This window comes from uncultured Psychrobacter sp., assembly GCF_947500265.1.
Taxonomy (GTDB): Bacteria; Pseudomonadota; Gammaproteobacteria; order Pseudomonadales; family Moraxellaceae; genus Psychrobacter.
This window is the reverse complement of the sequence record NZ_CANMRN010000004.1, coordinates 228,051-252,969: the sequence shown is the minus strand read 5'-3', so window position 1 is coordinate 252,969 and position 24,919 is coordinate 228,051. Positions and strand designations below refer to the sequence as shown.

The window sequence follows — 24,919 nt, the reverse complement described above, 5'->3', positions numbered from 1 at the left end:
AAAAATGTCACTGCGCTAGCCACTATAGGAAATGCTCATGAAGCCTTCTGTTCTCCCCTCTGATGTCAATCTAATGGCCGCCACACCGCCGTCATCTTGGCAGCTATTTTTATCGACGTTCTGCCGAAACAAAGGCGCAGTGATTGGTTTTATCGTACTGGCATTAATGGTACTTGTTGCCATACTTGCGCCTGCTATTGCGCCTCACGATCCTTACGAGCTGTTCACCGGTCAAGAGCAATTGCCGCCTGCCTTTTTAGATGGCGGCAATTCGATGTTTTGGCTAGGCACTGATGATGCGGGCCGAGATACATTGTCTCGAGTGATGTATGGCGCACGTTATTCATTGTTTATCGGTCTAAGCGCAACGACTCTGGCGATGTTGGTTGGTATCTCATTAGGTCTAAGTGCGGCGTTTTGGCCAAAGGTCTGGGGCAAAGCCGTCATGTTGGTCAATGATATCTTGATGTCATACCCGAGCTTGCTATTGGCCATTATCATTGCCGCTATCTTAGGGCCATCTATGACCAATACGATTATTACGATCGCACTGGTCTGTACACCGCCATTCATTCGGCTGACTCGTGCGACTGCGATGGTAGAGCTGCAGCGAGAATACTTCATTGCTTCACAAGTGATGGGTGCTGGCGTGCTCAGATTGTTGTTTATCACCATTTTGCCCAACTGTATGGCACCGCTTATCGTACAGGCAACGATGATTTTCTCGTCTGCTATTTTAGAAGCAGGTGCGATTGGTTTCTTGGGCTTTGGCGTACAGCCACCAGATGCCGAATGGGGCGCGATGCTAGGTACGGCGCGTCAATATATTCAAAGTAATGTTTGGCTAGCAATTTGGCCGGGTGTCGCTATTTTCTTGGCTGCACTATCGATCAACCTGACTGGTGATGGCTTACGCGATGCGCTAGATCCTAAATTAAAGCAGGTGACCTAAGATGACTGAACCATTAATCAATACACCTATCACTCACACGTCTATGAATGGTGCATCAACAAAAGACTCACCCTTGCTGTTAGATATTGAAAACCTGTCTGTCACTTTTGGACAAGGAGTGCGTGCCTTTCGTGCAGTGGATGATGTGTCATTAAAGATAACCCAAGGTGAGGTCATTGCTGTCGTGGGTGAATCTGGCTCAGGTAAATCAGTCACCATGATGGCGCTGATGGGGCTATTGCCACCTTCTGCGACCGTACGTGCACAGCGAGTGGTCTTTGACAATAAAGACATGCTCAGTATGTCAGCCAAAGAGAGACGCGGCATCATTGGCAAAGACATCTCTATGATTTTTCAGAATGCGATGTCTTGCCTAAATCCAAGCTTTACGGTTGAGATGCAATTGGGTGAAGTACTACGCAAGCACCTTGGTTTACGAGGCGCAGCCGTACAAACACGTATCTTAGAACTGCTAGAGTTGGTCGAGATGCCCGATGCCAAAAATCGACTTAAGGTCTATCCGCATCAGCTATCAGGCGGTATGAGTCAGCGAGTCATGATTGCGATGGCGATTGCTTGCGAGCCAAAACTACTGATCGCTGATGAACCGACTACGGCTCTGGATGTCACCGTACAGGCGCAAATCATGGATTTGCTGAGCCGATTGCAACGCGAAAAGCAAATGGCGATGGTACTGATTACTCACGACTTGGGTTTGGTCGCACAGAACTCGCGCGATGTCGCGGTTATGTATGCTGGACAAGTGGTCGAAACCAGTACCGTGCCAGAGATTTTTCAAAAGCCTGCACATCCTTATACTGAAGCATTGCTACAAGCCATCCCTGAATTAGCCATCGGTCAAGATAGATTGAACAGCTTACCAGGGGTCGTACCAAGTCAATATGACAGGCCAGCTGGTTGCTTGTTGTCTCCGCGTTGCCCGTATAAAGAACCTGCTTGCGAAGTACCGCCACCTATTTTAGATACGCACAATGGCAAGGTGCGCTGTATTGATTCTGATATTACCTCTCGCCCCTCTCACGCTGCTACCTTGGAGTCACAAGTATGAGTAATAAAGTGGTCCTAAAAGCAGACAATCTACACAAACACTACCCAGTATCACAAGGTCTGGGCAAAGCAAAAGCGTATGTAAAAGCGCTCAATGGTGTCTCTTTCGAACTTGAAGCTGGCAAGACATTGGCCGTCGTTGGTGAGTCAGGCTGCGGTAAATCCACGCTTGCCCGCCAGTTGACGCTGATTGAAGCGCCCACACATGGTGAGCTATTTATCAACGATGAAGGCACCACTGGCTATAGCAGAAAAGCGCTAAAAGAATTGCGTACTGAAATTCAAATGGTCTTCCAAAACCCTTATGGTAGCTTAAATCCGCGTCATACCATTGGCTATCAATTGACAGAACCATTGGATATCCATACCAAACTGTCTAAAGAGGAAAAGCGCGACAAAATCAACGAGATGATGAGACATGTCGGTCTACGTCCCGAACACGCTGGTCGTTATCCGCATATGTTTTCGGGTGGTCAGCGTCAACGTATTGCCCTCGCCCGCGCCATGATGCTCAACCCTAAAATCGTCGTCGCTGATGAGCCAACTTCCGCCCTTGATGTATCAATCCAAGCACAAGTCTTAAATCTATTTATGGATTTGCAGGATGAGTATCGTACTGCTTACGTTTTTATCTCGCACAACTTGTCGGTCGTGCGCCACGTCGCTGATGATGTGATGGTGATGTATTTGGGTCAAGCTGTTGAGCACGGCCCCAAAGAAGCGATTTATAATGCGCCAAAGCATCCCTATACTATCGCGTTATTGGCTGCTGCCCCAACGGTAAATGGTCATAAGAATGATTTAACCCTACAAGGTGAGCTACCAAGTCCGCTCAATCCACCAAGTGGCTGCGCCCTACACAAACGCTGCCCCTATGCCAAGCAGCAATGCAGCGAAGTAGAGCCACAACTGCGCGAATGGGATGGTCGATTGGTTGCTTGTTTACGTTTAGAAGAGATATATGGTTAAGATGATTAAGGTTAAGATAATTAACGATTAATCAATATTCACCACACCGCGACACTTAGGAAATTTGCTACAACCAAAAAAGGTCTGACCTTGATTCAGGCCTTTTTTTGCCACGCGCTTTATCATCTCACCGTTACATCTTGGGCAGGTTGGTGTTTGAATTAAATCAGCTGTATGGTCTATCACTTCATCTGTCGCAGAGGAACTCGCTGCTAGTTCAGGTTCCATAACTTCAAACGGCGTAAGAAAAACCTTATCAGCAATATCGTGCGATGTAATTGTATGCTGAGTGACTGCCTGCTGAGTGTCCATACTATCAATTGGTAACTCGCTAAATTCAATTTCAGTCTGACCAGACCATCGATGCACTTCTCTACTTTTTAGAATAGCGCGTTTAGCGGTCTCTTTTACTATCGGCTCTGGTGTAGCCTTAGTAGCCACTTTAGCAATTGGTTTATCATTAGCGTTACCGCTAGGCTGTTTGTTTGTATTCTGGCTTGGATTGCTATGCTTGTCTTTTAGATAGGCTTTGTGCTGCCGATTGGTGCGCCACGATTTGCTAAATCTATTGCTATTAATCTGCTCAACAATAGATGCAACCTCATCTTCAGTGAGTATCTTATCTTGCTTTTTCTTTACATACGAGACCATACCACTCGTCAATACATGCTCGGGCAACTCATCGCGGGTTTTTAATTCGCACTCACCGATGAAAGCAATCATCGAATGAAAGTAGCTCAGCTCCAAGCCCAATAAATCTGCCAGCGTCTTAATGTGCAAGTAGTTTTGGCGGAGTGGGTTCTGGAATTTGAATTTACTTCCATTTTGGAAAACTTGTGTCCATTGTCTTTGGTTCTCGCTACCATATATCCAGCCTTTATAGTTTTTGGTTTCGATGACGAATATGCCGTATGCAGAAACGATGATATGATCGATTTGGGTACTGCCGTCATTAGCTCGTGGCAAAGTAATACCGTTTAATCGGTGGTAAACATCTTTTTCAAGCTTTAACCACATGGCGACGTTGATGACGGTCTCACCTAGGAAACCTTTGAAGGAGGATTTTAGGGACATGGTAGCGATCTTTAGAATGGTTATAGAATGTACTAGGCGTAATACCAAGACTCTTTAAATTTAATTAATCAGCACTCTCTTACGATGCTTTAAAGGCTTGGCATAAGTAGAAGAACATAATTTGATATGTTTATAAAAACTCTTATAAACCCGATCATACTCTTCATCAAGCTGTTTAAGTACATCTAAAGTACTATCGTTAGGATTAGTTTCATATTCCTGCTGTGCATTTATCAGGTTTCCCCCTGTATTCAAAAACAACTCATATTTTTTCTCAAGCTCTGGAAAATATAAAGCTATTAATATTTCTATCTTGCCACCTTCTCTGTAAAACTCATCAACGTCCAAAGCTTCATCGCAATTGCTTGAAAAACTTTTGGATTGAACTTCCTGAATAATGGCTGCAAAATCAACCAGTCTAAAAACCACTTCCTCAAACTTTATTCTCAAAAAGGCTTCATACTCCTTTTTGCGTTCAGATCTCTGAGTAATGAGAATACCGCATAGCCCAAATATTCCGATTATGCAGGCTGCTATCAAGCCTTCACTTAGTTCAATCTGTTTTAGCCATGTAATAGCATTTGCCAGTTCGATACTATCCATCTAATTTTTCCAGTTCTATAGTCATATAATTTATTTTTATATGAGAGCTGCACAAGAAATAAAACTTAACTTTGTGAGCAATCAATCTATTCTAATTTACCACTAAATCATTATATTAAGGCACAGAATTTAGTACTGATTGCAGCAGTTATTTTACCGATAGCCATATTGATGAAAGCAGACCAAAAGAAAAGCCAAAGATTAAGCCATAAAAAAAGCCACTAGATTTCTCTAGTAGCTCTTTTTTAAATACTAACTAAGTTAGGTTTATTACACTAAACTATTTACCGCTTCAATCACAGCATCAGTCGTGATACCGAACTCTTTATACAAGTCGCTAGCAGGAGCAGATTCACCATAAGTGGTCATACCGATGACTTTGCCATCTAGACCAACGAACTTATACCAGTAATCTACATGTGCGGCTTCTACTGCGACGCGAGCACGGATATTGGTAGGCAATACGGCCTCGCGATAGCTAGCATCTTGCTCGACGAAAATCTCAGCACATGGCATAGACACTACACGTACGCCAACACCATTCGCGCTCAACGCTTCGTACGCTTCCATCGCTAGGCCAACTTCTGAACCAGTGGCGATGATGATTGCTTGTAGCTCGCTTTGCTCTTTTGCCAGTACATAACCACCTTTGGTGATGTTCGCTACTTGCTCGCTATCACGTGCTTGATGTGGCAAGCTCTGACGGCTAAAGATCAATGCTGATGGGTTGTTTTCAGACTTGATTGCTTCTACCCAGGCACTTGCAGATTCAGTCGCATCACAAGGACGCCATGTACGTAGGTTTGGCGTGGTACGTAGGCTAGTCAATTGCTCAACTGGCTGATGCGTTGGGCCATCTTCACCAAGACCGATAGAGTCATGCGTATAGACATGGATGACACGCTGCTTCATCAATGCGCCCATGCGTACTGCGTTACGTGCGTATTCCATAAACATGAGGAACGTCGCTACGTAAGGGATAAAGCCGCCATGCAATGCAATACCATTGGCAATCGCAGTCATACCGAACTCACGTACACCGTAATAGATATAGTTACCGTCAGCGTCTTTTTCGATGCCTTTAGCACCTTTGAATAGCGTAAGGTTTGAGCCCGCTAAATCTGCTGAACCGCCCAATAGTTCTGGCAATAATGGCTGCAAGCTGTTGATAGCATTTTGACTCGCTTTACGACTAGCGACATCACCGCCCGCTTCTTGCGTTTGCTGAATATAAGCTTGTGCTTGGCTAGCAAAATCAGCAGGCAACTCGCCATTGAGACGGCGTGACAATTCTGCTGCAAGCTCTGGATAGGCTTTTTTATACGCTGCAAAGTCTGCATCCCAGTTCTTTTGCTGGACGTCGCCTTTGGCTTTGGCATCCCATGCTTCATAGATTTCGTCATCTAATTCAAATGGGGCATGCTTCCAAGATAGCGCATCACGAGTCAAGGCAATCTCATCATCACCAAGTGGTGCACCATGACTGGCCGCTAGACCTTGCTTGTTCGGGCTACCAGCACCGATAGTCGTTTTACAAATGATTAGACTTGGCTTAGCAGTCTCTGCAATCGCTTGCTCAGTCGCTTGCGTAATTACATCAGTATCATGACCGTCAACTTTGATAACTTGCCAACCGTAAGACTCAAAGCGAGCTTCGGTATCATCAGTGAACCAGCCTTCGACATTACCGTCGATTGAGATGCCATTGTCATCATAGAAGAATACCAACTTACCAAGCGCCAACGTGCCAGCTAGTGAGCAAACTTCATGACTGATACCTTCCATCAAGCAGCCATCGCCCAAGAACGCATAGGTATGATGATCGACGATGTTATGACCGTCACGGTTGAACTGTGCGGCTAGGGTTTTTTCTGCGATCGCAAAACCAACGGCATTAGCAATGCCTTGTCCTAGTGGACCAGTCGTCGTTTCTACACCAGGCGTGTAACCAAGCTCAGGGTGACCTGGGGTTTTTGAATGCAGCTGACGGAAACCTTTAAGGTCATCAACGCTCACATCGTAACCTGATAAATGTAGCAATGAATAAATAAGCATCGAGCCATGACCGTTTGACAGTACAAAGCGATCACGGTTGTGCCAATTAGGATCTGCTGGATTGTGCTTCAAAAATTTGCGCCACAAAACTTCGGCAATATCAGCCATACCCATTGGCGCACCCGGATGTCCAGAGTTGGCTTTTTGAACCGCGTCAAACGACAGTACACGGATGGCATTGGCTAGTTTACGTTCGCTAATTGGAGCTGGCATAGAGTGTCCTAATATTCGAATGAGTCGTATAAAGATAAGAGGAGAGTTTACTCAGAGGATAATCCATCAAAAACGCGACAGGCGTCCTCAATGGATAGGCTATAAAATAAAAATGCAATATTAACATATTTGCTATGAGCCTAGCCAAAAATGCGGTGACAAGACCGTTTATATTTAGCAATGACTCACATCAGTTTTGTTAAACGATAGACAGTTATATATTTCAATTTAAGTTATAAATAATAAGCTGCGAGTGACCTAAGTGACAAGCAGCTCATTACTTATAGTCAATCTATTAAACTGAAATAGTCTCAGCACCGCCCATAAACGGACGCAATACTTCTGGAATCGTAATGCTGCCATCAGCGTTTTGATGGTTTTCCATCACTGCTAATAGCGTGCGACCAACCGCCAAGCCTGAACCGTTCAAAGTATGAGCCAAACTGGTTTGCTTACCATCTTTGACACGAGTTCCCATACGGCGAGCTTGGAAATCACCACAGTTAGAGCAGCTAGAGATTTCACGATACGTATCTTGGTTTGGCAACCATACTTCGATGTCATAAGTCTTTTGTGCTGCAAAACCCATATCACCCGTACATAGCTGAACCGTGCGGTATGGCAGGTTTAACTGCTGCAAGATATATTCGGCTTGTCCAGTCATTGCCTCTAACAAGTCATCAGACTGCTCAGCCGTGGCAATATTGACCATCTCAACTTTTTCAAACTGATGCTGACGGATCAGACCACGAGTATCACGACCATGAGAGCCTGCTTCACTACGGAAACATGGTGTATGCGCCGTGAATTTTAATGGGAGCTCTTTAATATCTAAACGCTCGCCGCGTACCAAGTTGGTCATTGGTACTTCAGCAGTTGGAATCAAATAAAAATCCATCTCATCGTTATTGGTGTGATTGCTTAGCTTAAACAAATCATCTTCAAACTTAGGCAACTGACCCGTACCTTTTAAACTATCGCTATTGACAATATAAGGCACATAGGTCTCAAGATAGCCGTACTTCATCGTATGCGTGTTCAACATGAATTGAATTAGTGCGCGATGCAGTTGCGCCAATTGCCCTTTGAGCACGTTAAAACGGCTACCAGTCAATTTGGTCGCTGCCTCAAAGTCCAGCATACCAAGCGTCTCACCGATATGCGTATGATCTTGAATTTCAAAATCAAACGTACGCGGCGTGCCCCACTTACGCACTTCTACGTTATCGTCTTCTGACGTACCGACTGGTACATCCGCCGCCGGAATATTCGGAATTTGCAAAGCCGCTTGAGTGATACGCTCTTGTAGCGTACGTAACTCGTCTTCCGCAGCTTTAATCTCACCACTAACGCTTTGCATCTCAGCCAATAGCTCACTGGCATCTTCACCTGATTTTTTTAGGGCACCTACTTGCTTTGCACCAGCATTGCGGCGCGATTGCAACTCTTCGGTTTTGACTTGTAGAGACTTACGCTCGTTTTCAATCGTCTGCCAGAACTCCATATCAAGCTCATAACCACGGGTGGCTAGCTGCTGTTGTAGGTCGCTTAAATCGCCGCGTAAGAGTTTCGGATCAATCATAGTAGTTGCCTGTAACACTAAAGGTGAGTAAAAGGTTTAAAAGTATTATTAATAAGGTAATTGCCTAGCGCATCGCTATCACGGTCTCTGTGATAACTGGCTATGACGTTATGTTTTATATCAACATATCTTGTAGTCGCTATAATACCAAGACACGGCAGATTTGACCATGTTTTGGATATCTTTGACTGCTTTTCCCTGTTTTTAGCTGCTTCTCACCAAGTTTTGTTCATTATGCTAATCGCTTATAGCAAATTATTCTGTTTTTAATTTCTCACTTTTACTTTCGTCTAGTCTGAATAAGCTGAGTATAGAGCGTGAACTACGTCATTAATATGACATCTATCCGTGAACAGTCTTGCTTATATGTTTCATTTAGGAGTACTTTTCGGTAAGATAAGCGCATACCTTTATTCACTTCTAGCCAAGTACAGCATCGCTGCTTCGCTTTGGCAGTTTTAATCCAACGCTTTTAATATAAGTATTTGAGAAACCTTTATGGCCCTGTACCCCTACACGCTCCAACCTGTCGCCTTAAACCTAACTGAGGCTGAATTTCACCAAGCACAGTATGAACTGTTTGCCAGTGCCAGCCCGTCTTTTGGTTTATCAAGCTTTAAGACCAAAGAGTGGATCATCATGGCCGTGGTTGTGGTACTCGCTATTGCAGGACTTATCTTTGTCACAGGCTATTCAACCATTATATTTTGGTTAATGCTGGTTGGTGTGGTGATTTATCTATTGGCACGTACTTTAGGTTTTAAATGGTACGTAAAAAGAGAGTTTGACAAACAAGTGGCTGACCAAGAGATGCCAGATGAAATGCGCCAGATGAAGTTAGGTGTGCAAAAGCATGGTCTAGTCATGGCGATGCCAAGCAACCAGCCTGATATGATGAAAAACTCGCAAATGCGCGGTATGCAAATGCGTGCAGGTGCGACTCAGCAAGCAGTTATTCCTTGGACATCTATCAAGAGCTGGGATGAGACTGATGATTATATCTTTATGATGTTTGAGCTAAAAGGTCAGCAAGGTAGCCAAATCGTACCAAAACGCTTGCAAGCACAGAAGTTTCCTATCGATACGATACGTCAACATTTACAAGAAGTGGTTCCCGTTAAAGGCTTAAACCCTGAAAACTTGCAACCACCAGCGTAAATGTAATGAGGTCTCTCTATCGTTTAGAAAAACAGTAGAGAGACTTGATTTAAGTTTTATAAAACCAATCGTAAAATTGTATTTATTAAATTTAACTTATTAATAATAGTTTGCTATTATTATAAGCATCAAAGGAAGAGATAGAGTCTATATTGATAGATACAGATGAAAAATAAAGTATCTTTCTCTGTATTTTGATTTGTTAGAGTCTTTATTCTTCTTTGTTCATTATCATATAACTACACTCACGCTATAAGGACAATACTATGAGTAATTCTAATAATGCTACTAACCAGATCGGTCTAGAAAAAGCAGACATGAGCGAAGTCATCGCCAAGTTGAACAATCTACTATCAACATATCACGTGTTCTATCTAAACGTACGTGGCTATCATTGGAACGTAAAAGGTGAGCATTTCTTTACTTTGCATCCGCAATTTGAAGAACTATATACGTCACTACAGGTCCAAATCGACGAAATCGCCGAGCGCATTTTAACGTTGGGTGGTACACCACTTCACGCTTATAGTGATTTTACGCAGCATACTAGCATCAGTGAAGATAAAAACGTCAAAGATGGTACAAGCTGTGTCAAAGGTGTGGTCACTGGCTTACAAGCGTTAATTGCAGAGCAGCGTCAAGTATCAGCCCTAGCAGAAGAGAGCGAAGACCAAGGTTCAGCTGACCTAGTCGATGCCTACGTACAAGAACAAGAGAAACTCGTCTGGATGTACAACGCATTTTTGGGTTAAGAGTCGTTAGTTTTTATTCGGCTTAACCTAACCAACTATAATGATTATCAAATTCTAAATAACAAAAAAGCACCTAACTAGGTGCTTTTTTATTGTCTATCTTTTAGAAAAGACTGTTTTATTTTTCGATCCATTGACGCATTTTTTCACGTTCAGCAGGCGTGGCTTGTAGCCATACTTGCATAAACGTATCTAGCGTACTAGTAGAAGTCTTCACACTAGTAGCTTGCTTAACAGTGGTCGTGCTAGCGTTGACGTTGCTAGTAGAATTTACTACTGGTTGATCTAAAGAGGCAATAACACGTTGATTCTGTAGCTCTGCATCACCTGCACCGCCGAACACGCCGCCTAGTGCCTTACCAAGGCCTGAGAATATGCCGCCTTGGTTGCCGACCATACTTTGCTGACTAGCAATGACCGTATTGTTTTGTTGCACAGCGAGTGTTGGCTGCTTGGCATAGTCTTTAGCAGCTTCATATGCTTCTGGTTGATTAGGCATAGTCAAACGATATGTTTGATTGTCGGCTAATTGTGCTGTCACGCTGACGTTACCTGAACGCAAATAGTCGTGCTGATCACGAGGCAAGTTATATAGACGGTCATACTTAGCAGTAATAGCATGTTGTCCAGGCTGTAACGTAAATGTTTTTTGCAGCGGCTGAAAAGCGCTCTGCTGAATTTCCTGCCCATTAATAGCGGTTACTTTGATATGGTCATCAACCTGTAGGGTCACTGCTGCCTGTGACAACATAGAGACCGAGGCAGCACCTACCAATAACGTACCTATCGTTAATTTTTTTAGCAAAGAAGCATTCGATTTCATAAGTTATTCCATTAATAGTAAAAGCGAGTTGGACAAAAGATTCGTATTCTTACGGTTATTCATTTTTTGCTGCTAAAAGTTTTACTGCTAAGAGTCTTGCTGCTAAAAATCAAGTGGCATCGTATGTTGGTCTTGATCAGGCGTATCGTTATCCACTTGCGTCTCTTGAGCGATATCCGCCAGCTCCGCGGCAAGCGTCTGCTCATCGATGGTACGCAAAGCATCACTTATGACCGCTTTTGAGATATTACTGCGACCAAGGTTAGAGAACATTGGTTGAATATAATTAAGTACTTCCATCATCGCACCGATACGATGCGGTCCATCAGTTAGTAAGTGATCAATAATTCGATCGTCAAACTGCCATCCACGTCGACGCAAAATAGACTGTAATAATGCTTGTCTGTCTGCCAAATCATGACCAGTAGGCACTTTAAAGGACGGTGCTTGTGCCAAACGCGTCATTAAATCTCTTAACTGAAATGGTAAGTCGTCGGCTGGTTTATTGGCGGCAAACAACAACTGGCGTTGCCCTTCTCGACTACGATTAATCAGGTGAAATAAAGCTTCTTGCCACTGACTGCTTTGCTCAAGCACTTCCAAATCATCAATGGCGATGAGATCAAAGTTTTCTAACGATGATAGTACGTGGACATCTGTATGAATCAGCTCATTAAGGGACAAACAGATAGCCGATTTGTCCATCTCGATAAATGACTCACAAATAGCGGACAGCAAATGGGACTTACCTGTGGCAGGGCTACCAAACAGATATAGTTGACCGATCAGGCCGACATGTAACTGCCGTACTGCATCGATAATCGACATCCAACCGGGACCGGCAAAGTCGCTGAGACTTGCATCATGCTTAATGTCCAGATTGAGACTTAGCTGTGCTTCTGCCATGAATCATCAACTCGTGTTGCGTAGTGCAATGGAAAAATACAATAGAAAAGATAGGTTGCTTTGAGCTGTATTCATTACTATCAATACTAGCCGCTACAACTGTAAGTAATGGCCCTATATTATTTGCAAAAATAGGTCAGTCACTTTGTCGAAAACAAATTTAGCAAAACTGGTACCAAAACGGTTGATACTATCAACACTGCGCCTATATATAACATATTTACAAAATGACTGACAAGTCTTTTACCCATTAAGCCTTATCAATCATTGCGTTCCTATCTTGATATTACATAGCAATCTTTATCTAGTGTATTCAATAATAAGATAATTATCTTTTTTCAAACAGTGCCAGTTGTTTACGACCTTTATAAAAGTCAGTGGTCCGATAATAGTTATATAAATGGCGGAACAGAACGTTTAAGACAGCGGATACTGGCAAGGCGATTAACATACCGACAAAGCCTAGTAGACTGGCACCTGCCAATACGGCAAATATGACCCACAATGGCGATAGACCAATCTTATCACCTAACAGCAATGGTTGTAGAATATAACCTTCTGCAGCTTGTCCAATCAAGAACGCACCTACGACCAATGACAAATACGTCCAGTCCAATCCGAACTGAAATAGACAGGCGATAATAGCCGCGATAAAACCAATACCAAACCCTAAGTACGGCACAAAACTGGCAATGCCTGCTACCATACCAATGATAAGCCCAAGCTCTAGGCCAATGAGCTGCAACTGTACAGCATAAATAGCGCCTAGCAATACCATCACCAGCAATTGACCTTTAATAAATGCCATCAATGCAAGATCACATTCTTTAGCTATTTCAGTTACTTTTTGACAGTAAGCACCTGGTATCGCCATCTTCCAGTTATGCAAACGCTGATCCCAATTAAATAGAAAGTAGAAGGTCAAAATAGGTACCAATACAATAAGGCCAGCATTATTGATGAAGTTCATACTTGAGGTCAGTATTTGGCTCATCATGGTGCTAGCATCAGCGAACTTATAGTTCGTTTGCATATAATCGACGAGGGTATCGGAAAACTCTTTAGATTCTAATTGGGGCAGTTTGATACGAGTATTACTATTGAACCACTCTCTTACTACTTGGTTGTACCAATTAAATATCTTTGGCAAATAATCCCACGCCGCTTGCAACTGATGCCACAATGTCGGTACCAACCACCATAATAATAACGCCATCCCCAAAGTAATCGTCGAGTAGACGATAATAATCGCGACCCAACGCTTGATGTATTTTGATAGGCGCTTGACTAGAGGATTAAATAGATAAGCCAACATAAAGGCAAAAACGAAAGGTACGATGACGGGCATCATTAAATACAAGAGAAACACAGCCACAACTAACGCCACGACAATAAATAAACGCCGAAAAAAAGGATCTATTGGTTGGTTCATCATGGCAAGTAATCCTATAGTTGGACGAGGTTAAAAAAGTGACAGTGAGTCAGTCAGTGATAGCGATTTCTAAATGGTATAACTATAGCCATCACGATGTATCACTAGGCGAATTCTTTTCTCATTAGTTTTAGCTAGCTAGACTGAGACGTATCAAAGTTCCTAAAAAATCTAATTTTTGATAAATTTATGTTTATTAGTTTTTATTCTGTCAATCACATTTGGACTTGTATTAAAGCCATTATTGACAATAAATTTAGCGTTCTATTATCGCAGAGTACAACAAAAAATCAGTCATTTTTTGTTTCTTAACGGCTTATTTGCCACTTAATGCAAATCTTAGTCAAATATTGGCAAGTTGCTTTGCGAGTACGGTCTGTTTTTGGGTATAATGCGCGCACTGTCTTTAAACTTTGCTTTTGAACTTTATAACGCTGATTTTTGCGTGCTCAATTACTTTACCTTCTAATCCCAATTATCTATCCCCAACTGTGAGATGACTATGAGTGACAAGCCTTCTTTAAGCTACAAAGATGCCGGTGTTGATATCGATGCAGGCGATGCTTTGGTTCAGCGAATCAAGTCCGTTGCAAAAGCCACTACTCGTCCTGAAGTCGTGGGTGGACTTGGCGGTTTTGGTGCGTTGTGCCGTATCCCGACAGGTTATACTTCGCCACTATTGGTTTCTGGCACTGATGGCGTCGGCACCAAACTAAAATTAGCCCTACAGTTGAACCGTCATGACACGATTGGTATTGATTTGGTCGCGATGTGCGTCAATGATCTACTGGTTTGCGGCGCAGAGCCATTATTCTTCTTAGACTACTATGCAACTGGTAAGCTGGATGTTGATGTAGCGGCGACTGTCGTGACTGGTATTGGTGATGGTTGTAAACTAGCTAACTGTGCGCTTATCGGTGGTGAAACTGCTGAAATGCCAGGCATGTATCAAGACGACGATTACGATCTAGCTGGTTTTTGTGTAGGCGTGGTTGAAGAAGCAGAAGTCGTCACTGGTGAAAATGTCGCAGAAGGCGACGTACTGATTGCACTTGCCTCAAGTGGCGCGCACTCAAACGGCTACTCATTGGTTCGTAAAGTCATCGAAGTTAGCGGTGTGGATGTTACGAGTAGTGATGAGCAACTAGACGGCCAGCCTATTCAAGACGCTTTAATGGCTCCTACCCGTATCTATGTAAAAGCAATCAAGGCATTACAAGACACGCTTGGTAGCTCAGCCTTACATGCGATGTCACACATCACAGGTGGTGGTCTGACGGATAACTTGCCACGTGTACTACCTGATAATCTAGCGGCTAGCATCGATACCAATAGCTGGCAGTTCTCAGAGCTATTCACTTGGCTACAGACCCAAGGTAATATCGCGCAGAGTGAGATGTACCGTACCTTTAACTGCGGCGTTGGTTTTGTCATCGTTATGCCAAAAGACAAAGCAGAAGCTGCTATTCAGACTTTAACTGACGCGGGCGAAACAGCTTGGCAAATAGGTGAAATGGTCAAACGCAGCACTGATGATCAGGCGGATGCAGTGGTGTACCGTTAATGTCAATTGATAACGCAAGCCAGCCTATCAAACCATTGCGTATTGCTGTTCTAGTCTCAGGAAGTGGTAGCAACCTGCAAGTGTTAATCAATGCCATGCAAGCAGGTGCGCTACCGATTGAAATCGTTGGTGTCATTAGTAATCGTGAAGATGCTTATGCGTTGACACGTGCTAAAGATGCCAATATTCCAGTTGCGGTATTGTCACACGTTACTAATGGTAAACGTATGGGTATCAAGACGTTTGAAACCCATGCCAACGAGCAGCTAATAGCGTGGCAACCTGATTTGATCGTCTTAGCTGGGTTCATGCGTGTATTAAGTGGCTCGTTTATCGATAATGTACCAGCGCCCATGATTAACCTTCACCCTTCTCTACTTCCGGTTTATAAGGGTTTAGATACTCACAAACGGGTTATACAAGCGGGTGAACGTCGTCACGGCTGTAGTATTCATAAAGTGACAGCGGAGCTTGATGCAGGTCAGGTGTTGACTCAAGCCGTATTGAATGTCGATATCAACGACACCGCAGAGAGTTTACAGTCACGGGTACAGAAGCTTGAACATCAGTTGCTACCTTGGACGATTTTACTACTAGCAAAAAACGTATTATCACTTGAAAAAAATAATACACCATCGCAAACGGAAACTTATTTACCTAAGTTACCTTTGCAATTGCTGATAGACGGATAAAAATTTAAGCTTATTAAATGCCTTTAATAATGCTTTATATAGCACAATAAAAAGCCCAGCTACTCATTACGAGCAACTGGGCTTTTTTATTTGATAACTATTTATTATTTACTATCATTTAAAATCGTAAATAGTTATCTATTTAGGTAATTTGTCTAATTAGTTCATTCTTAGAATACATGAACCGCTTTAATGTTGACAAACTCTTTGATACCGAAGCCGCCATGCTCACGGCCATAACCTGAGTTCTTCACGCCACCAAATGGTAGTGCAGGATTGGCAAGACCATAACCATTGATATAGACCATACCAGTATCGAATTGCTCACGTGCTAAACGAACAGCTTTCTCTTCATCTTTCGAGAAAATCGCGCCACCTAGACCATAACGACTGTCGTTAGCGATGCGCATTGCGTCGTCTTCATCTTTGGCACGAATTAGTGAAGCGACAGGGCCAAATAGTTCGTCATCATATGCAGGCTGACCTTTTTCAACGTTCTCTAGGATAGTTGCTGGATAGAAGCTACCTTTACCTTCAGGTACTTTACCGCCAACAGCAATCGTTGCACCTTTAGCCACACTTTGCTCTACTTGCTCATGTAGCTGCTCACGTAGATCTGCACGTGCTAATGGACCGATATCTGAGCTATCATCCATTGGGTCACCTGCTTTAGTACCTTCAAATTTCTCAACGATACGTTTACGGAACTCATCATATACGCTATCGACTACGATAAAGCGTTTGGCTGCTACACAGGTTTCACCGTTATTGATTAAACGTGCTTGAGTACAAGTTTCTACAGCAGTTTCAATGTCAGCATCTTCTAACACGATGAACGCATCATTTGAACCTAGCTCTAATACAGCTTTCTTAATCGCTTTAGCTGCTTGCTGACCAACGATCACGCCTGCTTTGTCACTACCTGTCAATGTCACGCCGCGTACTTTGTCATTGCCAATCAATGCTTCTGACTGGTCATGATCAATGATAATCGTACGGAACAAATCACTTGGTAATTCAGATTCGTGAAGAATTTTTTCAATTAGTAGACCAGAGCCTGTTACGTTTGATGCGTGTTTTAGTAAGACACTGTTACCTGCCATCAAGTTCGCGATGGTATAACGGAATACCTGATACGCTGGGAAGTTCCAAGGCTGCATGCCATAGATAATACCGATAGGTTGGTACGTCACTAGCCCTTTTTTCATGCTTTCGATATCACGTACATCATCAGCCAAAGAAGCGACGCCGTTTTCAGCAGTGTAATCACAGATGGCTTTACAGAGATCAATCTCTTGCATGCTTTGGCTATACAACTTACCACGCTCTTCAGTCATCAGTTTAGCCAGTTCTTCTTTATACTCCATCAGCTTATCACCGATAGATTTGATGACACGGCCACGTTCTTCGTGACTCACTATACGCCATTCTAGAAATGCGTTATGTGAAGCATCGACAATCTTGTTGACTTCGTCATTGCTCATATAATTGTAGTTACTAAGTTCTTCGCCCGTGGTGGGGTTGATAGTAGTAATGTCTGACATAGTTACTGTCCTTATTATTCGAATTTATATTTGTGATTTATAATTGGAATTACTGCCACTTGTAGTTGTGCTGCTGTGACAGTCTTAATTATTAAATTTACGTCGATAGCACAATCTATTGGTAGCTCGTTTTCTATCTGCCGTTATCTTAACAAGCTATTTGATTAAGAGTTTTACAATATATTGTGAAGTGTGTTGAAGATGTTAATAGTGTGACTGGCTTATTAAGTATAACTAAATATCATACACTAACTATTAAACGCTAGAACACAAAAAACCAGCCTAGTGGCTGGTCTAATAACTATATATAGTGGGAGATATAGGAAAATATGTTTATTAAAAATTCAGATAATCAAAAATATTCTGCTCTGATAAAAGATAGGTTCGACTCACACAAACCAATCAAAACAAATGATTGATGACAGGTATCTCTTGTGGTGGATTTTCTTCTTCAGCAACGACTTGGCGCGCTACATGCATAATTAACTGACGTAACCAGCGATGGGCTGGATGATGCTGCAATAGAGGTGACCATGCCATCGTAAGCTCAAATTCAGGGATAAAAAACGGTGGATCTTCCATCATGATACTGTCGTTATTTGCCTGCATTCTTGCCACACGCGTAGGCAAAGTCGCTATCAAATCTTTATTTGCTGCAAGCATAGCAGGCATTTGATAATGACGAGTAAAGACACTGATTTGGCGTTTCTGACCAAGACGCTGCAAGGCCTGATCGATAGACCCTAGTCCACCAGATTTTTCTGGATTGACCCCAAAACCCACACCCATCCCTGTTTTAGATACCCAAACGTGCTGTGCTTTTAGATAGTTCTTTAAATTAAAACGATTGGCATAAGGACTGTCAGAAGATAATAAGCAACTAAAAGTATCACGCCACACTAGAACCTGATGGAAACTTTGAGGTATCTCATTAAAACGGTTAATCGCTAAATCAACTCGTCCCTGCTCCATATCTCGGTAAGAGACATCTGATGGAGTCAAAAAGTCCAAAATTACATTAGGTGCTTCAGAACGTAGTGCTTTTACCAGCTTAGGTACTAGGGTCGCTTCGGCATAATCCGATGTCATGATACGGAACACACGAGAGGTACTATAAGGGCGGAATTCGGTACGCGGCTCCAACACCTGAGTCAAGTCAGCGAGTATCTCGCGGATACGTGGCTGTAGCTCAAGGGCGCGTTCAGTCGGCGTCATCCCCTCAGATGAGCGTACCAATAATGGATCATTAAACAGCTTACGCAAACGGCGCAAGATATTACTCATAGCAGGCTGAGTAATCCCAAGCTGCTCGGCTGCGCGAGTAACGTTTTTTTCTCGTAGCAACACATCTAGATGGACTAATAAATTTAAATCAACCCGCTGCAAATTCATATTTGGTTCTCTTGGCTTTTGAATAAACGCCATATTAATGCTGGCATTTGTAGTGCTGCTACGGTGATTTGTGCGCTATAACAGCATAATTTCATTATTTTTTACTAATTTTGTTCTAGTTTTTTCTGATAGATAGGTATGATAACTCATTCAACCTATCGTAAGACCCTGTTATATAAACATTATATCATACAGAAATACCAAAGATAACTATCATAAATTAGATAAATCTTGGTAAGGTGGTTATAGTGAGTTCTATAAAGGATTTGCAGCATAGATGACGAACTTTAGGTTCATAAGCTGTTTTTATCCGATTAAATATTGTCGCTAAGTAATATATTAATGGTTTTTATCAGTCGTTAAATACGGTTAATTGACCTCATTATTGTAACATCTCTTGCTACCAATTATGACATCACTGGCTATTAAGTATTCAGATACCTTCTAGATATATAGTGAGAATCGATAAATATTTATAAACCAGCAATTATTTTCAACTGTTGAGTTCAGCAAATTTCTTGTAATAGCCTAACGGTTTGTTTAGGGTAAATAGAGCTTCGATAGATAAATGATGGACCAAATTTTGAATATTACTTTTTAGTACAAAGATTTTAGTAAAGCGGATTTTAGTAAAACGACAGACCCATTATTTTAACAATTAACTTATTTGTTTTTACACCCCACCAAGGAGACTATAGATGTCAACTGCATATAAATCAGCGATCGACTTAGTACGTGAATTAAAGCAAAAGCACGGCAACTGGCAGAACATTAGCGAAGTTGATGCTGCACGTATGATGTCACAAAACCGTTTCAAAACGGGTTTGGATATTGCAAAATATACTGCAAAAATCATGCGTCAAGACATGGAAGATTATGACAATGATACGTCTCAGTACACGCAGTCTTTAGGTGCATGGCATGGTTTTGTTGCACAGCAAACTATGTACGCTAAGAAAAAATATTTCGGTACGACTTCTAAAACTTACATCTACCTTTCAGGTTGGATGGTAGCTGCTCTACGCTCTGAGTTTGGTCCATTACCCGACCAATCTATGCACGAAAAAACGTCAGTACCTAAGCTAATCGAAGAAATCTACACCTTCTTGCGTCAAGCAGATGCTAAAGTATTGAACGACTACTTCCGTGAGCTAAACGCTGCTGAAGAAGCTGGCCAAGACACTTCAGCTATCCTAGAAAAAATCGAAAACTTTGATTCACACGTTGTGCCAATCATCGCTGATATCGATGCAGGTTTCGGTAACGAAGAAGCCACTTACCTATTGACTAAGCAAATGATCGAAGCTGGTGCTTGTGCCATTCAGGTTGAAAACCAAGTATCTGATGCTAAGCAATGTGGTCACCAGGCTGGTAAAGTAACTGTACCGCATGAAGACTTCATCTCTAAACTAAACGCTATTCGTTATGCATTCCTAGAGCTTGGTGTTGAAGACGGCGTTATCGTTGCTCGTACTGACTCTGAAGGCGCGTCACTAACGCAAAAAATTCCAGTATCAAATGAGCCAGGCGATCTTGCTTCTAAATATATCGATTTCATCGAAATGGAAGAAGTAACGCTAGAAAATGCTCAAGAAAATGACAGCCTACTTAAGCACAACGGCAAGCTAGTACGCCCAGTTCGTCTACCTAACGGTCTATATCAGTTCCGTGAAGAGACCAACATTGACCGTGTTGTACTTGACTGTGTAACTGCTCTAGAAAACGGCGCTGACCTACTATGGATCGAAACACCGACTCCAGACGTAGAACACATCAAAATGATGGTTGACCGTATTAAAGAACAGCAGCCTAAAGCCAAGCTTGTATACAACAACAGCCCATCATTCAACTGGACACTTAACTTCCGTAAGCAAGTTATCGCTCAGTGGGAAGAAGAAGGCAAAGACATCTCTGCATACAATAAAGATGACTTGATGAGTGCTGATTATGACGGTACTGAGCTTGATGCAGCAGCTGACATAGCCGCTAAGAACTTCCAACGTGATGCGTCACGTGAAGCTGGTGTATTCCATCACTTAATCACGCTACCGACTTACCACACGACTGCTCTTAGCGTTCATGAACTTGCTAAAGGCTACTTCGGTGAAGAAGGTATGCTTGCTTATGCAGCTGGCGTACAGCGTAAAGAAATCCGTGAAGGCATCTCTTGTGTTAAGCACCAAGCAATGGCTGGTTCTGACCTTGGCGATGACCACAAAGAAATCTTCTCAGGCGATAACGCTCTGAAAGCTGGCGGCGGCAAGAACACGATGAACCAGTTCTAATAACCGACAAACTAGCAGTATTTATCAAAAAACCGCCCTACATCATGTAGGGCGGTTTTTTATTACGGTTTAAATAATCAGAGAATGGTAGACTAATAATTGTTTATCACAACCATCGATCAGAGCCATCAGTCAGAATTATTAGGAGCTAATATGCAAGAGATAGAGCTGAAGTTTTTGGTACCAGAGTCACGGCTAAAGGGTTTAATGCGTCAAACGCATGTTAAATCCTCACAAGTGACACAACTGGCTGCACACTATTACGATACGCCTGACCAACAGCTTGCACAGGCAGGTATCGGTCTGCGTATTCGCAAAGAAGGTGATACATGGGTCCAAACCATTAAAGCTGGTGGTGATAGTATCGCGGCACGCTTGGAGCACAATGCCGTACTCGATAATGAGCAAGTACAAATAATGCTCGATAATAATAAGCTGATGCCTGATTTAACGATATATCAAGACACTCCAATCACTGCAGCATTAGCTGATTTTAAATTAAAAAAGTTGGCAAAAAATCTGACACGACTTTATGTGACTGACGTCGAGCGCACTACGCGGTTACTAACAGAAAGTAATGAGGATGAAACCGATAATTGCATCGAAATGGCTTACGATCAGGGAGAAATCATCCATGGTACTGATGACTCGCTACGCAAAGCCATTCAAGAGATAGAGTTTGAATTGGTGTCAGGAGATTTAGATTTTCTATTTACGACTGCCAAAACATGGTGCAAGCGCTACAAGCTGTGTCTATCTACCGTTACCAAAGCTGAAAACGGCGGTTTACTTATTAACGGACAAAATCACAGTCCAGCGGTCAACGCAAACCTAAGTCAATTGCAAATAGACAAAGACAGTAGTGCACCTGCTTTTATACGTGCGATCGTACATAATTGCTTATTGCAGATATTACCAAACAGCAGTGCTATCGTCGCTGGCAGTATAGATGACGATCATATTTTACAATTACGGATTGGTATTGATCGCTTGCGTACTGTGTTGAAAGCATTTGCTGACTTCTCCGATGAAATTAACCCTGAATGGCTGCCGATACTAAAGCAAACTGCGAACTTGCTTAGCGATTACTATCAACTTGCTTATATTAATGCACAGATCGAACCTGAACTACAAGCATGTGGCGCGCCTGCCGTTGACTGGACGACAGATATTGAAAATATCAAAATCACGCCTATCAATACGCTACAAGCCAATGATTTTCAGATAACCTTGCTAGAGCTGATTGCCTTTACTATGAGCGACCCAAGCATTGAACCTCAGACTGATCAGCTTGCCCGCGATAAGCTAACGAAAGTCCTTTCTAAACAATATAAGAAATGCCTTAAAACTGATAAAAAAGCTGACGTAGTAAGTGATGAAGTAAGTGTTACCGAGCTTGCGAGCGATGACGTAGAGGTAAGCACAAACACTTCTGATAATGACCAACCTGAAAGCGACCTGCTCAATCAGTTAAGAGATTTGCGTTACATCAGTGAGTTTTCTACGCCTTTATTAAGCAAGAAAAAAGCTAAGAAGAAAACCAAACGTTGGCTCAAACGGCTGATAAAAGCGCAAAAGGCATTAGAACAACTGAACGATGATAATCAATATCAGCAGTTCTATGAGTTAAAATCAACAACAGATGCTAATGCTTTATATGGTGCAGGTTGGTTTACGGCCATACTGACTGATGACCAGAGTCATATCGAAACGCGTTTGGCCAAATTTGCGGACAGCTCAACATTTTGGTAGAAGTAGGAATATTATGTTTATGACGGATACTGCTTTCATAAAGTAAAACCACTTCATAAAAAAGACAGCCTGTTATATAACAGGCTGTCTTTTTTTATTGTGTTGAAATAGTTTCTGTCAGCGCCATGGCTAAATGTGCAACATGTCCTAATTAGCCACAATCGTAACAGGCATGCCCTCTTCTACTTGCTCAAATAATTCTACAATATCTTCATTACGCATACGGATACAGCCATGTGATAGCGGAATACTCATTGGTTCAGTATCTGGTGTGCCGTGAATATAAATATAGCGTTCATAAGTATCGCAGCCACCTTGGCTATTGCTACCTTTGTTTAACCCTTCTTCAAGACCCCTTAACCAAAGAATGCGGCTCAATATCCAGTCACGCTTGGGATGTAGCTCACCAAGATTTGCATCGTATATCTCACTTGTCGGCACACGCCCAACAAATACCGCATTTATAGGCTCACTACCACCTATTTTCTGTTCAATGATATGCCTACCGAGCGGCGTGCAACCGCTATCCTGCTGACTACCAATACCATTCTTTGCAGTGGAGACTACGTATCTCGCAACCTCAGTTTTCTGCTGGTACAGCGTCAATGTTTGTTCAGCGATATTAATCACGAGTTGTTTATTAAGGGTCTTATTATTGTTCATAAATGCTTCCGACTATCTGTCATTCATCAGATTACTATTAAGGTTATTAGTAAAATGATTGAAAATTTCTATTATCAAGGGATTGTATCAAGACATTTGGCACCGTAATATAGGGGCACACTTTTTGATGCTAGCAGATTATGACGACTATTTCACCGACACGTGTGTCGATGTATGATTTTTTATATCATGATACCCAGCCTATGCTGTCACTTTTGGCCGATGCGGCACAGCTCTCTCTACCGCAAGCTCGCTTAGGGATGGATGCCAGTCTACAAGCCATCGTAAGTGCGCTTCTCGCCTATCAGCAGCGTCATCAGGGACAAGCAGTCAGCAAAAAGCTGTTTAGTCGTAGTGCTGTCAAAGAGTTACGACAGTATAACTCAATGAACTTTGCCACCATCAGCGCCACACTCTACCATCGTCACGATGCAGCAGATGCTGTATTTAGTGATAATGCCCGTGTCATAAAGGCAAGCGAACATATCGCTGAGAAGATTGATGCAACGACGCAGCAAGCTCAAACTCTACTCACTTCATTGTGCGTAATTGTGCTACGTGAATTGGCTATCCTGACAGAATACAGTCAACTAGACAGTGATGAGATCAATAAATGGTTTGCGCTACAACCACAGTTTTTATCGGCGGCACGATTTAGCCCAGAGCAAACGCATACCTCATCTGCTGAAACAGAAAGCAATAGTGACCTGCTCGAAACAACTACTGAAGCTGTTGAAGCGATAGAGAACAACTCAGAGAATAATGCGGAGCGTACGTTATTAAATGCTGCTCAGTTATCAAGCACTCCACCTTCTTTTGATCCTTACTGGTATGAGCTGAGCGGATTCAAACCTGAAAACCATGAACCTGTGCAAGACATGCAAATGGCAACAGGCAATTACTTAAAAGCCATTGGGCGTTCACCTGACAATCTACAGCAGGGTCGTCACAACGATATGTTGGTATTTACCGAAATGCATGCCGTTGCCTTACCACATCAACGTTGGTTATTGCAGTTGGCCAAAATCTCAGATATCTATCTCAGTCGAAATCGACTGCGCGTTAACTCTGAACCAGCCAATCCGCCTAAACCGCCTTTAGTAAGTTTGGGACTAATCGGCGGCAATAACGACAACACACCTACCACCACCAGTGAAAAGCCCATCGAGTATGAGGCTTCCACACCGCTATGGAAAAATCCGGTCATTCTTATCATCATACTTGTCGTTGGTGTCCTTGGTGCACTCGCTACTTTAAAATACCAATCGCAAAAGTCTGACGGTGCGATTCTGGCAACTGAAGAAGTATTAGAACAAGATGCCATTGATGAGCGCCAACAGCAAGATGTGGCCATTGTAATGGTAGACGAAGATGAATCTGACGTTGTAGAGACAGAAACAGCTGAGTAAAGCTCTTTACTTTTGAAATAGCTACCCTCAA

The 24,919-nt window shown here is 42.6% G+C and carries 20 protein-coding genes; 10 read left to right on the top strand and 10 right to left on the bottom strand.

Annotated elements, in window-relative coordinates; all coding sequences use genetic code 11:
• Positions 1-37 precede the first annotated feature (37 nt).
• Genes Q0788_RS08135 through Q0788_RS08125 form a run of 3 tightly spaced genes read left to right on the top strand, consistent with a single transcriptional unit; the run spans position 38 to position 2,989 of the window.
• A complete protein-coding gene (locus Q0788_RS08135; RefSeq protein WP_298809442.1) occupies positions 38-952 on the top strand; it encodes an ABC transporter permease in 915 nt (304 codons plus the stop codon).
• Between the two features lies 1 nt (position 953).
• Positions 954-2,021, top strand: coding sequence for an ABC transporter ATP-binding protein (locus tag Q0788_RS08130; protein WP_298809440.1), 1,068 nt, complete (start codon positions 954-956; stop codon positions 2,019-2,021).
• On the top strand, positions 2,018-2,989 hold the full coding sequence (locus Q0788_RS08125) for a peptide ABC transporter ATP-binding protein (RefSeq protein WP_102093680.1): 972 nt from the start codon (positions 2,018-2,020) through the stop codon (positions 2,987-2,989). The genes Q0788_RS08130 and Q0788_RS08125 overlap by 4 nt, the downstream gene beginning before the upstream one ends.
• A gap of 27 nt (positions 2,990-3,016) precedes the next feature.
• On the opposite strand, the gene Q0788_RS08120 is transcribed toward Q0788_RS08125, so the two are convergent.
• The 4 genes from Q0788_RS08120 to serS form a co-directional block, all read right to left on the bottom strand.
• A complete protein-coding gene (locus tag Q0788_RS08120; RefSeq protein WP_298809435.1) occupies positions 3,017-4,063 on the bottom strand; it encodes an NERD domain-containing protein in 1,047 nt (348 codons plus the stop codon).
• Between the two features lie 60 nt (positions 4,064-4,123).
• Complete coding sequence (locus tag Q0788_RS08115) at positions 4,124-4,666, bottom strand: hypothetical protein (RefSeq protein ID WP_298809433.1); 543 nt, start codon at positions 4,664-4,666, stop codon at positions 4,124-4,126.
• A gap of 270 nt (positions 4,667-4,936) precedes the next feature.
• Entirely contained in the window at positions 4,937-6,934 is a 1,998-nt protein-coding gene (gene tkt / locus Q0788_RS08110; protein ID WP_298809430.1) for a transketolase, read from the bottom strand.
• Between the two features lie 295 nt (positions 6,935-7,229).
• Entirely contained in the window at positions 7,230-8,516 is a 1,287-nt protein-coding gene (serS, locus tag Q0788_RS08105; protein WP_298809427.1) for a serine--tRNA ligase, read from the bottom strand.
• A 498-nt stretch (positions 8,517-9,014) separates the two neighbouring features.
• Here serS and Q0788_RS08100 point away from each other — a divergent pair, with 498 nt between their 5' ends.
• Positions 9,015-9,674, top strand: coding sequence for a YcxB family protein (locus tag Q0788_RS08100; protein WP_101206317.1), 660 nt, complete (start codon positions 9,015-9,017; stop codon positions 9,672-9,674).
• Positions 9,675-9,940: 266 nt separating this feature from the next.
• A complete protein-coding gene (locus Q0788_RS08095; protein ID WP_057761146.1) occupies positions 9,941-10,426 on the top strand; it encodes a Dps family protein in 486 nt (161 codons plus the stop codon).
• Between the two features lie 118 nt (positions 10,427-10,544).
• On the opposite strand, the gene Q0788_RS08090 is transcribed toward Q0788_RS08095, so the two are convergent.
• The 3 genes from Q0788_RS08090 to Q0788_RS08080 all read right to left on the bottom strand — a co-directional run bounded on the left by Q0788_RS08090 (position 10,545) and on the right by Q0788_RS08080 (position 13,590).
• Entirely contained in the window at positions 10,545-11,249 is a 705-nt protein-coding gene (locus tag Q0788_RS08090; RefSeq protein ID WP_298809425.1) for a DUF2057 family protein, read from the bottom strand.
• A 102-nt stretch (positions 11,250-11,351) separates the two neighbouring features.
• Positions 11,352-12,155 carry a DnaA regulatory inactivator Hda gene (hda, locus tag Q0788_RS08085; RefSeq protein WP_298809424.1) on the bottom strand — a complete coding sequence of 268 codons (804 nt, stop codon included), beginning with the start codon at positions 12,153-12,155 and terminating at the stop codon, positions 11,352-11,354.
• 328 nt (positions 12,156-12,483) lie between these two features.
• Complete coding sequence (locus Q0788_RS08080) at positions 12,484-13,590, bottom strand: AI-2E family transporter (RefSeq protein WP_057761151.1); 1,107 nt, start codon at positions 13,588-13,590, stop codon at positions 12,484-12,486.
• A gap of 499 nt (positions 13,591-14,089) precedes the next feature.
• Between Q0788_RS08080 and purM the strand changes: the two genes are divergently transcribed.
• Together purM and purN are read left to right on the top strand one after the other, a co-directional pair.
• A complete protein-coding gene (gene purM, locus Q0788_RS08075; RefSeq protein ID WP_201570979.1) occupies positions 14,090-15,151 on the top strand; it encodes a phosphoribosylformylglycinamidine cyclo-ligase in 1,062 nt (353 codons plus the stop codon).
• The gene (gene purN, locus Q0788_RS08070; protein WP_298809417.1) at positions 15,151-15,843 is read left to right on the top strand and encodes a phosphoribosylglycinamide formyltransferase; all 693 of its coding nucleotides are present in this window, start codon (positions 15,151-15,153) and stop codon (positions 15,841-15,843) included. Before purM ends, purN begins: the two co-directional genes overlap by 1 nt.
• Positions 15,844-16,013: 170 nt before the next feature.
• Here purN and Q0788_RS08065 read toward each other — a convergent pair whose 3' ends face one another.
• Both Q0788_RS08065 and Q0788_RS08060 read right to left on the bottom strand, forming a co-directional pair.
• Complete coding sequence (locus Q0788_RS08065) at positions 16,014-17,387, bottom strand: NAD-dependent succinate-semialdehyde dehydrogenase (protein ID WP_298809415.1); 1,374 nt, start codon at positions 17,385-17,387, stop codon at positions 16,014-16,016.
• Positions 17,388-17,789: 402 nt separating this feature from the next.
• Positions 17,790-18,779 carry a LysR family transcriptional regulator gene (locus tag Q0788_RS08060; protein WP_057761159.1) on the bottom strand — a complete coding sequence of 330 codons (990 nt, stop codon included), beginning with the start codon at positions 18,777-18,779 and terminating at the stop codon, positions 17,790-17,792.
• 698 nt (positions 18,780-19,477) lie between these two features.
• Between Q0788_RS08060 and Q0788_RS08055 the strand changes: the two genes are divergently transcribed.
• Positions 19,478-21,064, top strand: coding sequence for an isocitrate lyase (locus tag Q0788_RS08055; protein WP_298809412.1), 1,587 nt, complete (start codon positions 19,478-19,480; stop codon positions 21,062-21,064).
• A gap of 153 nt (positions 21,065-21,217) precedes the next feature.
• Positions 21,218-22,816, top strand: coding sequence for a CYTH and CHAD domain-containing protein (locus Q0788_RS08050; RefSeq protein ID WP_298809410.1), 1,599 nt, complete (start codon positions 21,218-21,220; stop codon positions 22,814-22,816).
• Between the two features lie 147 nt (positions 22,817-22,963).
• Here Q0788_RS08050 and Q0788_RS08045 read toward each other — a convergent pair whose 3' ends face one another.
• A complete protein-coding gene (locus tag Q0788_RS08045; protein WP_298809407.1) occupies positions 22,964-23,479 on the bottom strand; it encodes a L,D-transpeptidase in 516 nt (171 codons plus the stop codon).
• A gap of 140 nt (positions 23,480-23,619) precedes the next feature.
• On the opposite strand from Q0788_RS08045, the gene Q0788_RS08040 reads away from it, so the two are divergent.
• Positions 23,620-24,888, top strand: coding sequence for a hypothetical protein (locus Q0788_RS08040; protein WP_298809405.1), 1,269 nt, complete (start codon positions 23,620-23,622; stop codon positions 24,886-24,888).
• The last annotated feature ends 31 nt before the right edge of the window (positions 24,889-24,919 follow it).

Excerpts from the sequence above, each read along its gene's own strand:
- Q0788_RS08135 (WP_298809442.1), top strand. The coding sequence starts at position 38 with ATGAAGCCTTCTGTTCTCCCCTCTGATGTCAATCTAATGGCCGCCACA.
- Q0788_RS08130 (WP_298809440.1), top strand. The coding sequence starts at position 954 with ATGACTGAACCATTAATCAATACACCTATCACTCACACGTCTATGAAT.
- Q0788_RS08125 (WP_102093680.1), top strand. The coding sequence starts at position 2,018 with ATGAGTAATAAAGTGGTCCTAAAAGCAGACAATCTACACAAACACTAC.
- Q0788_RS08120 (WP_298809435.1), bottom strand. The coding sequence starts at position 4,063 with ATGTCCCTAAAATCCTCCTTCAAAGGTTTCCTAGGTGAGACCGTCATC.
- Q0788_RS08115 (WP_298809433.1), bottom strand. The coding sequence starts at position 4,666 with ATGGATAGTATCGAACTGGCAAATGCTATTACATGGCTAAAACAGATT.
- tkt (WP_298809430.1), bottom strand. The coding sequence starts at position 6,934 with ATGCCAGCTCCAATTAGCGAACGTAAACTAGCCAATGCCATCCGTGTA.
- serS (WP_298809427.1), bottom strand. The coding sequence starts at position 8,516 with ATGATTGATCCGAAACTCTTACGCGGCGATTTAAGCGACCTACAACAG.
- Q0788_RS08100 (WP_101206317.1), top strand. The coding sequence starts at position 9,015 with ATGGCCCTGTACCCCTACACGCTCCAACCTGTCGCCTTAAACCTAACT.
- Q0788_RS08095 (WP_057761146.1), top strand. The coding sequence starts at position 9,941 with ATGAGTAATTCTAATAATGCTACTAACCAGATCGGTCTAGAAAAAGCA.
- Q0788_RS08090 (WP_298809425.1), bottom strand. The coding sequence starts at position 11,249 with ATGAAATCGAATGCTTCTTTGCTAAAAAAATTAACGATAGGTACGTTA.
- hda (WP_298809424.1), bottom strand. The coding sequence starts at position 12,155 with ATGGCAGAAGCACAGCTAAGTCTCAATCTGGACATTAAGCATGATGCA.
- Q0788_RS08080 (WP_057761151.1), bottom strand. The coding sequence starts at position 13,590 with ATGATGAACCAACCAATAGATCCTTTTTTTCGGCGTTTATTTATTGTC.
- purM (WP_201570979.1), top strand. The coding sequence starts at position 14,090 with ATGAGTGACAAGCCTTCTTTAAGCTACAAAGATGCCGGTGTTGATATC.
- purN (WP_298809417.1), top strand. The coding sequence starts at position 15,151 with ATGTCAATTGATAACGCAAGCCAGCCTATCAAACCATTGCGTATTGCT.
- Q0788_RS08065 (WP_298809415.1), bottom strand. The coding sequence starts at position 17,387 with ATGTCAGACATTACTACTATCAACCCCACCACGGGCGAAGAACTTAGT.
- Q0788_RS08060 (WP_057761159.1), bottom strand. The coding sequence starts at position 18,779 with ATGAATTTGCAGCGGGTTGATTTAAATTTATTAGTCCATCTAGATGTG.
- Q0788_RS08055 (WP_298809412.1), top strand. The coding sequence starts at position 19,478 with ATGTCAACTGCATATAAATCAGCGATCGACTTAGTACGTGAATTAAAG.
- Q0788_RS08050 (WP_298809410.1), top strand. The coding sequence starts at position 21,218 with ATGCAAGAGATAGAGCTGAAGTTTTTGGTACCAGAGTCACGGCTAAAG.
- Q0788_RS08045 (WP_298809407.1), bottom strand. The coding sequence starts at position 23,479 with ATGAACAATAATAAGACCCTTAATAAACAACTCGTGATTAATATCGCT.
- Q0788_RS08040 (WP_298809405.1), top strand. The coding sequence starts at position 23,620 with ATGACGACTATTTCACCGACACGTGTGTCGATGTATGATTTTTTATAT.